Raw genomic sequence first — 207 nt, forward strand, 5'->3', positions numbered from 1 at the left:
CCACGGAGTGATTCATGACTGGGGTGAAGTCGTAACAAGGTAGCCCTAGGGGAACCTGGGGCTGGATCACCTCCTTATACGATTTAGAACTTATTTGTTCGTAGTGTCCACACAGATGATTGTTAATTAGTGCTTATTCTTCGGAATAACTAATTAATATGCTCTTTAAAAATTTGGAAAAGCTGATAATAAAATTCTGATAGATAC

The 207-nt window shown here is 38.2% G+C and carries 1 rRNA gene; it reads left to right on the top strand.

What is annotated here, in order from left to right:
- Nucleotides 1–77, top strand: a 16S ribosomal RNA gene (locus H5115_RS20070); the annotation flags it as partial.
- Nucleotides 78–207 lie beyond the last annotated feature (130 nt).

The sequence above is a fragment of the Pseudoalteromonas sp. SR44-2 genome (assembly GCF_014163745.1).
GTDB lineage: Bacteria > Pseudomonadota > Gammaproteobacteria > Enterobacterales > Alteromonadaceae > Pseudoalteromonas > Pseudoalteromonas distincta.